Raw genomic sequence first — 8,230 nt, 5'->3', positions numbered from 1 at the left:
CTGAAATAAATATTTGCTTTTTTAGTTGGCACGGAATTTGCTTGTTAATAAAATGTGACTAGTGTTCACTTGATTATGTTGATAAAGGAGGTGAAACCACTATGTTATTGATACAGGAAATGGTACTAGGAAAAGCGAAAATGGTTGGCTATTTTCCAGAGTATAAGTCGAATCAGTCGGAAAATGGCAGACCAACAATGATTATCTGTCCCGGAGGAGGATATCGCTTTATCTCGGAAAAAGAAGCTGAGCCAGTTGCTCTCGCGATGAATGCCAAAGGGTTTAACGCAGTTGTTTTGTATTATAGTGTTTATCCTGCTGCTTTTCCTGAAGCAATTACTCAATTAGCAGAAACCATTCGAATGATTCGAGCAAATGCTAAGAAGTGGCACATAGATCAAAATAAAGTGATTGTAGCAGGTTTTTCAGCTGGAGGGTATGTTGCTTCTCTATTTGGAACCACCTGGCACAAGCAGGTCAATTTTACGGAGTGTTTTGACCCTGAAGAAATCAAACCTAATGGATTACTGCTATGCTATCCCGTGATTACCGCAGGAAAGTTTAGACATGTAAACTCTATGAAGTATCTATTAGGTGATTATGGACAAGATCAGGAGCAAATGCAGATAGTATCAGTGGAACGCTTGGTTTCAAAACATACACCCAAAACGTTTATTTGGCATACAGTAGCAGATGAAACGGTTTTAGTTGAAAATTCACTACTCTTTGGAATGGCACTTCGGAAAAATAAAATTCCTTTTGAAATGCACCTTTTCTCAAAGGGAGAACATGGATTAGGGGTGTCGCAAATGGAAGAGCATTTTGGAGATCAACGTGTTAAAAATGGAAATACTGGGAAATGGTTAGACTTATTCGCCAATTGGGTGGAAGAGAGTTTATAGAAGACGGTAACGGAGGATTTCTTGTGAAAAAAATGTTAATAGCAACACATGGAAAAATGGCTAGTGGTATTAAAGACTCAATTAAAGTTTTAACTGGATTAGAAGATCAAATAGTGGCAGTTGATGGATATTCAGGTGACTGTGATCTCGACAAAGAAATTCAGTCATTCTTGAAGCTTCAACAAACAGACCCCATGATTATCTTCACAGATATTATCGGAGGCAGTGTATCGCAAAAGGTTCTGTCCTTGACCCAAAAAATGGACAATATATTTGTTATTACAGGGGTCAATTTGCCGATTGTACTCTCCGTTTTAATGTCTATAAATGAGTTAGAAGAAAGCGACTTGCAGGAAATGATTCAGCAAGGTCAAGTACAACTAATAAATAATACAACGACAACAGAAGTTGAGGACGATTTTTTTAATTAATCAAAAGGTGAGGTCAGACTATGGATTGTAAAGTGATAAAACAACTCGAATTGCGAACCAAATCAAAGCAAATAAGTCTAGGTGTCTTGGAGAGTGGACATGTTTGCTTGCTTTATTTCGGTGATCGTTTAGCCGAAAAAACAGAACTATCTTATGTTATTCGTGATATTCAACGTGCCAGTTATCTTTCTGATACAGATGGAGAAAGGGATTTTCGGCTTGAACAATTACCCATCTGGTACCCTGCTTTTGGAAATCCTGATTTACGTGAGCCCGCTTTTCAAATTGAATACGAAAATGGTTCTCGAATCTCTGATTTTCGTTTTTATAAAGCGAACTACCGCAATCAAAAAAGCAAGATTCCTGGTTTACCAAGTACTTTTTCCGAGAAAGCTGTCACCACTTTAGAAATCATTTTGAAGGACGCGCTAACAGAGAATAGACTTCATTTTTTTCTTTCGGCTTTTGAAGAGTATGATATGTTTACTCAATCAATACAAATAGTTAATGATTCTAGAGAAACTATTAAAATGACAAAAGCCACAAGTTTAAGCTTGGATCTTTTAGATGATCGCTTCGAGATGCTTACGTTAGTTGGTGCTTGGGGAAGAGAGATGCAATTGAGAAGGACTCGTCTACAACAAGGATTTCAAGGTGTGGATAGTAAACGTGGAGCAAGTGGTCATGGTCAAAATCCATTTATTGCTTTAGTCAGACCGGAGACAGATGATTATCAAGGAGAAGTTATTGCGGCGAATCTTGTGTATAGCGGCAATTTTATAGCAGAAGCAATCGTGGACATGCATCAAAATACTCGCTTACAAATGGGGCTTCATTCCTTTGATTTTCAATGGGATTTAGCACCGAAAGAATCTTTTTATACCCCAGAAATTGTTTTTACTCATACCAATCAAGGTGTAAATAAGATGACGCAATTATTTCAACACTTTTATTTGGATTGTTTAATCAATCCAAATTTTACAAAAAAAGCACGTCCCGTTCTCCTAAATAATTGGGAAGCAACGTATTTCAATTTTAACCGTCAAAAATTGTTAGCGTTAGGAAGAGAGGCGACTAAATTAGGGATAGAACTTTTTGTTTTAGACGATGGCTGGTTTGGAGAGCGAAATTCAATTGAGACGTCTATCGGGGATTGGCAACCGAACGAAAAAAAACTAGGCAGCAATTTACAGTTGCTAATTCAAGAATTTTTGGACATAGGATTAGATTTTGGTCTTTGGATTGAGCCGGAAATGGTTTCCCCTAAAAGTCAGTTGTTTACCGAACATCCAGAATGGATTATTCAAGTGGAAAATAGAAAACCGCAATTATCTAGAACGCAATACGTTTTAGATCTTTCCCAACCAGCTGTTCAAGATTTTATTATTCAAACGATAAAAAAAATATTATCAGAAAATCGAATTCGCTATTTAAAATGGGATATGAATCGAAATATTACGGATTCTGGCAGTACGTATTTAGTGGGACATCAAAAAGAACTAGGGCATCGTTATATCTTAGGTCTTTACCGAATTTTATCTGAAATTACGACAGCCTTTCCGGATGTCTTGATTGAAAGTTGTGCTGGTGGTGGCGGTCGATTTGATCCGGGCATGTTGGCCTATACACCGCAAATCTGGATTTCGGATGATACAGATGCAGTACAACGCCTTTCTATTCAACAAGGAGCCGCACTGATTTATCCGAATGTGTGCATTGGATGCCATGTATCAGCAGTTCCAAATCATCAAGTTGGACGGATGACCTCACTACATACGAGAGGTGTAGTCGCTTTTCAGGGGAATTTGGGCTACGAATTAGATTTAACTACCTTAGAAGAAACTGAAAAACAGCAAATTGCTCAGCAAATTGAACACTATAAACGAAATCGTCAACTTTTACAATTTGGAAAGTATTCACGAGTAAACACTTTTGATGAAAATGCGACCGCTTGGATGAAAGAAGATGAACAACATCTTTGGGTGAGCTATGTTTCTGTATTAGCGAAACCGAATACAGTACCGAAACGATTGAAATTGCCATTACTAGTACCCGAGCAAAGGTATATGGATGAACAGGGAAATGATTATTCGGGTACAGAATTAATGACGATAGGGCTACCAATTCCACAAGTGAAAGAGGATTTTATCGCAACGGAATGGCGATTATCGAAATCAAATTAGCAAGTGTTCAAAAAAATGGCATGGAAATTGCATTAATAATCAATGAAAGTATTGTGTTTAAGATTAGGAGAGTGATACATTTTGAATGTAAAGATGGTTGAGAAGAATTATGAATTGGTTGTTGTTGGTGGAGGATTGTCAGGAGTATGTGCTGCAATTAGTGCCGCACGAGAAGGAATAAAAACTGTATTGATTCATAATCGACCTGTCTTAGGAGGAAATGCCAGTTCAGAAGTGAAGATGCATATTTGTGGAGCAGATAATCACATGAACCGAGAAGATGCACGAGAAACCGGTTTGATTGAAGAGGTGCTTTTGGAAAATAAATACCGAAATGCTTCTGATTCTTTCAGTATCTTTGATGTCATTTTGTGGGAAAAAGCGCGGTATCAAGAGAATTTAGATTTGTACTTAAATACCCAAATGTATCAAGTAGTGACGGAAAAATCAAAGATTGTCGCAATCAAAGCCAACCAACAAACTACTGAAAAGGAGTATACCTTTTATGGAAATCTTTTCGTGGATGGCACAGGTGATGGGACATTAGGTTATCTAGCTGGAGCAGAGTACATGTCCGGCAGGGAAGGAAAAGATGTTTTTGGCGAAAAGATTGCTCCTGACGAATCAGACGGGTACACCATGGGGAGTAGTATTCAATTTACTAGTAAAGATATAGGGCGGCCAGTAAAATTTCAGAAACCTGCTTGGGCATATTCATACACAGAAGAAGATTTGCAACATCGAAAACATACCACCTTTAAGGATGGATATTGGTGGTTGGAATTAGGTGGAGATGAACAACTAAACACTATTGCAGATGCGGAGAAGATTCGGGATGAACTATTAAAAGTTGTTTATGGTGTTTGGGATCACATTAAAAATGGTGGGGATCACGGTGCAGAAAATTATGAACTAGATTGGATCGGTTTTTTACCAGGAAAGAGGGAGTCTCGACGCTTTATTGGAGACTATGTCTTAACTGCCAATGATTTGGAAGCGTCTCGCCAATTTGAAGATGTTATAGCCTATGGTGGTTGGCCAATGGATATCCATGTAGTGGGTGGCATGAAAACCAATGCGAAACCAACCATTAATTACTATTTAAACGACCTTTATGATATCCCTTATCGCGTCACTTATTCTAAGAATATAGATAACCTATATCTAGCGGGTCGCCTAATAAGTGCTTCTCATTGTGCGTTTGGTTCAACACGTGTGATGGCGACATGTGCTGTGATTGGTGAAGCAATTGGTTTAGCTGCTAGCTTAGCTCAAAAGTACGATGTTTCCCCAAGAATAGTGGGTCAATCATATCTAGCAGAATTACAACAACTGATTTTAAAAAAAGATTTGTACTTGCCTAATCTCAGAAATAATGATGTACAAGATTTAGCATTACAAGCGAGTGTTACCGCATCCAGCACGAAAAAATCAGCATTACCTAAAAATGTAATAAACGGCGTGGCCCGTCCAGAAAAAGGAACCCATAATTACTGGGAATCTAGATATAATACTGAAGAGTGGCTAGCGCTAAATTGGGCACAGCCAGTTAATGTACAAAAAGTAAATATCAAGTTTGATTCGAACTTGTCTCAAGAAGTAATGCTTAGTCTATCTGAGAAAATCATGAAGCGCGAAGACACCACCGTTCAAAGAACCTTGGTAAAAGATTTTGATCTTGAATTTTATTACCACGACGAGTTGGTGAGAACCATTCATCGGAAAGACAATTATTTAAGAAATGGTTGGATAGAGCTAAATAAACCAATCAAATGCACGCAAGTAAAGGTTGTTTTCCATAGTACAAATGGTTGTCCGACTATTCGTGTTTTTGAAGTGAGAATATATTAAATAGGAGCTGAAAAAATGATTTCAATGTTAAGAATTGATGATCGTCTGATTCACGGGCAGATCGCTATCGTATGGAGTAAAACGCTGGGAGTAAGTCGAATTATCGTGGCTAACGATACCGCAGCCAATAACGAATTTCAAAAAAATTCATTAAAAATGGCAACACCAGAAGGAATAAAATCATTAGTGTGCACAGTTGAGAAAGCAATTGGAATCTTGAATAATCCGAAAAGTAAAGACTTAAAAATTTTATTAATTGTTGATACACCAGAAGATATGTTGACCATTGTTGAAAAAGTATCGGATATTGAAGTGTTGAATATCGGCAATTATGGTCGTGCTAAAGGCATTGTATCAGAAAAAAAGAAATTGGGATCTAGTTTATATATTACGAATCAAGATGCACAGATCTTCAAAGAAATTATTTCTAAAGGGCAAGATATTAGCTATCAACAAGTTCCAAGTAGTAATGGGCAGTCAATGAATGAGTTATTGAAAGGAGAATAATCATGTTAGTGAATGCATTAATTGTTGGATTTGTCCTAATGTTTGCAAAAGCGGGAGCCGTATGGGGCAACTTATATTTTAATCAGCCAATTTTTACCGTAATGTTGATTGGATTGTTTCTTGGGAACCCAGTAGAAGGAATTATGATTGGCGCTGCTTTACAGTTAGTTTTTTTGGGCGTAGTGAACGTTGGTGGACAAACGCCTCAAGACCTTGTTATTGGGAGTGTACTTGGTGGGGCTTACGCGTTGATTTTAGGAAAGTCGGTGACTGTTGCGATAGCTCTAGCTGTGCCAATCAGTCTTTTAGGGGTATTTTTGGTTAGTATCATCAATATGATTTTTACAGCGAATACCTCCAAATTTGAAAAATATGTTCGAGAAAGAAATGAAAAAGCCTTTTTACGTTTATACGCTGGTCAAATCATCGTATTATACATGTTCTTCTTCCTTTTAGGTTTTGTCAGTATTTATTTTGGGACTAATGCGATTCAAGGAATCATCGACTGGATTCCAGATGCGGTGATGAGTGGTTTATCGGTATCGGCTGGGATGCTACCAGCATTAGGATTCGCTCTACTGCTCTTAACGTTATGGAAAGGTGAATATGCGATTTATTTTGCTCTAGGTTTTGCTATTGCAGGTTATGCAAAAATTCCCATTATGGGAATCGCCATCTTTGCGACAATTATCGCTCTATACATTTTCTATGATGAACTGAAGAAAAAGAAAATTGCAGATTTAGTAACACAACAAACTGCTATTTCAGCTGTAGACGAAGAGGAGGACTTTTTCAATGAGTAAATTTTCCATTGCCAGCTTGGCTAGCGAGCAGAAGAAAAATATGAAACAACTTTTTTGGCGGCAAATGTTCCTATCTTATAATTTTACTTATACTAAAATGCAAGGTATTTCTTATGGATGGTCTATGCAACCTGTATTGAAGCGGATTTATAAAGATGCCCCTGATAAATATTGGGAAGCAATGGAACGTGGAACAGCTCTATATAATACTACTCCAGCCTGCTCTAATTTTATTGCAGGAATGAATGTTTCAATGGAAGAACAAAATGCAGTAAATCCTGATTTTGATTCTAGTGTAATCCAACCCTTGAAATTAGGTTTGATGGGGCCTTTGGCAGGGATCGGCGACACGGTTTTTCAAGCGATCCTCCGTATTGTAGCCACAGGAGTTAGTATTGGCTTACTACAAGCAGGTAATCCAATCGGATTATTCTTGTGGTATTTTATCTACGTGACACCATCTATTTTAATCCGTTGGTTTGGACAAATTGCGGGTTACAAATTAGGCTCAGAATATATTGCTGAAGCCGCTAAATCAGGAATTTTGGATATTATTACCAGAGCAGCAACGGTGATGGGAATTATGATGGTGGGTGCGATGTCGTTTTCAATGGTTACTATTAAGAGTACCTTAGAAAAAGATTTTGGTAATGGTCAATCATTTGTCTTGCAAGATGTTTTGGATCAAATCGTTCCTGGGCTTTTACAATTAGTTTTAGTGATGTCCATTTTTATCTTACTACGAAAAAAGGTAAGCCCATTGAAAATTTTGTTGGGTGTGATCATTTTAGGCTTTGTTCTTACCTTCTTAGGAATTACAGGATAAATTAAAAATTATTGCAACAATACTCTTTTGCAAAGCTAGTATCTAAAGCTACAAGGAGCACATCCCTCCTCACTCGAATTACCAAGTAAGCTTATGTAAGCTAAATGAAATCGACCTTATCAAAATTCAGTGATGGGACTTTTACCGCATTGTGGTTAATCAAAATGGATTTCTGTCAAGTTCGAAGATGGTAAGATGATGATACTGACTCATAATTGTCTTCCTCCTAGTAGTGTTTTCGACAAACCTATTCTAGTTGGATATTGATTGTGAGTCATTTTTTATATGTTGCACTTAAAGTGTAAATTCAAGGCTTTATAAATGTAGATGAGATTTTGCTCTTTTCCTAGAACGTTTGATAATAAATTGGATAGATGTCAATAAAGTAGACACGAAAAGAGCAGATACTTACAGATGATTAAAGTACTTTTCTTCCATTTCGTTAGGTGTAAGCATATCTAGAGTGCCATGAGGTCGCCGTGTATTATAAAATCCTTCGATATATTCAAAGCAAGAAAGCTGTACTTCTTGAAGGGTTGAAAATGTTCTTCTATTGAGCTCCTCTTTCTTCATATATTTAAAAAAAGATTCAGTCACAGCGTTATCCCAAGGATACCCCGGTTTCGATAAAGACTGTGTGATTGGTTGACTGTCTAGATATTTTCTAAACAAAGACGAAGTATATTGTGATCCTTGATCTGTGTGGAAAAGGACAGGCGATTCTAAT

The 8,230-nt window shown here is 37.4% G+C and carries 8 protein-coding genes; 7 read left to right on the top strand and 1 reads right to left on the bottom strand.

What is annotated here, in order from left to right; all coding sequences use genetic code 11:
- The first annotated feature begins 101 nt into the window (after window positions 1–101).
- The 7 genes from BAU16_RS11780 to BAU16_RS11750 all read left to right on the top strand — a co-directional run bounded on the left by BAU16_RS11780 (window position 102) and on the right by BAU16_RS11750 (window position 7,503).
- Window positions 102–902: an alpha/beta hydrolase gene (locus tag BAU16_RS11780; RefSeq protein WP_161527157.1), complete on the top strand. Its 801-nt coding sequence runs from the start codon at window positions 102–104 to the stop codon at window positions 900–902.
- A gap of 32 nt (window positions 903–934) precedes the next feature.
- Window positions 935–1,333: a PTS sugar transporter subunit IIA gene (locus tag BAU16_RS11775; RefSeq protein ID WP_237579247.1), complete on the top strand. Its 399-nt coding sequence runs from the start codon at window positions 935–937 to the stop codon at window positions 1,331–1,333.
- Between the two features lie 20 nt (window positions 1,334–1,353).
- Complete coding sequence (locus tag BAU16_RS11770; protein WP_161527155.1) at window positions 1,354–3,516, top strand: alpha-galactosidase; 2,163 nt, start codon at window positions 1,354–1,356, stop codon at window positions 3,514–3,516.
- An 81-nt stretch (window positions 3,517–3,597) separates the two neighbouring features.
- Window positions 3,598–5,367 (top strand): FAD-dependent oxidoreductase, encoded by a 1,770-nt coding sequence (locus BAU16_RS11765; RefSeq protein ID WP_202621263.1) that lies wholly within the window; start codon window positions 3,598–3,600, stop codon window positions 5,365–5,367.
- Between the two features lie 15 nt (window positions 5,368–5,382).
- The gene (locus BAU16_RS11760) at window positions 5,383–5,874 is read left to right on the top strand and encodes a PTS system mannose/fructose/N-acetylgalactosamine-transporter subunit IIB (RefSeq protein ID WP_161527154.1); all 492 of its coding nucleotides are present in this window, start codon (window positions 5,383–5,385) and stop codon (window positions 5,872–5,874) included.
- 2 nt (window positions 5,875–5,876) lie between these two features.
- The gene (locus BAU16_RS11755) at window positions 5,877–6,677 is read left to right on the top strand and encodes a PTS mannose/fructose/sorbose/N-acetylgalactosamine transporter subunit IIC (protein ID WP_161527153.1); all 801 of its coding nucleotides are present in this window, start codon (window positions 5,877–5,879) and stop codon (window positions 6,675–6,677) included.
- Window positions 6,670–7,503: a PTS system mannose/fructose/sorbose family transporter subunit IID gene (locus tag BAU16_RS11750; protein WP_161527152.1), complete on the top strand. Its 834-nt coding sequence runs from the start codon at window positions 6,670–6,672 to the stop codon at window positions 7,501–7,503. Before BAU16_RS11755 ends, BAU16_RS11750 begins: the two co-directional genes overlap by 8 nt.
- Before the next feature lie 408 nt (window positions 7,504–7,911).
- On the opposite strand, the gene BAU16_RS11745 is transcribed toward BAU16_RS11750, so the two are convergent.
- The coding region (locus tag BAU16_RS11745; RefSeq protein WP_161527151.1) for an integrase core domain-containing protein at window positions 7,912–8,230 on the bottom strand (319 nt) is incomplete at its 5' end.

It is taken from the genome of Enterococcus sp. JM9B (genome assembly GCF_009933265.1).
Classification (GTDB): Bacteria; Bacillota; Bacilli; order Lactobacillales; family Enterococcaceae; genus Enterococcus_C; species Enterococcus_C songbeiensis.
Note: the sequence above shows the minus strand (reverse complement) of the source record. Positions and strands in the feature narration are given on the sequence as shown.

Bases quoted from the DNA above. Each gene is read 5' to 3' on its own strand.
- BAU16_RS11750 (WP_161527152.1), top strand. From the start codon at position 6,670: ATGAGTAAATTTTCCATTGCCAGCTTGGCTAGCGAGCAGAAGAAAAAT.
- BAU16_RS11775 (WP_237579247.1), top strand. From the start codon at position 935: ATGTTAATAGCAACACATGGAAAAATGGCTAGTGGTATTAAAGACTCA.
- BAU16_RS11770 (WP_161527155.1), top strand. From the start codon at position 1,354: ATGGATTGTAAAGTGATAAAACAACTCGAATTGCGAACCAAATCAAAG.
- BAU16_RS11780 (WP_161527157.1), top strand. From the start codon at position 102: ATGTTATTGATACAGGAAATGGTACTAGGAAAAGCGAAAATGGTTGGC.
- BAU16_RS11755 (WP_161527153.1), top strand. From the start codon at position 5,877: ATGTTAGTGAATGCATTAATTGTTGGATTTGTCCTAATGTTTGCAAAA.
- BAU16_RS11760 (WP_161527154.1), top strand. From the start codon at position 5,383: ATGATTTCAATGTTAAGAATTGATGATCGTCTGATTCACGGGCAGATC.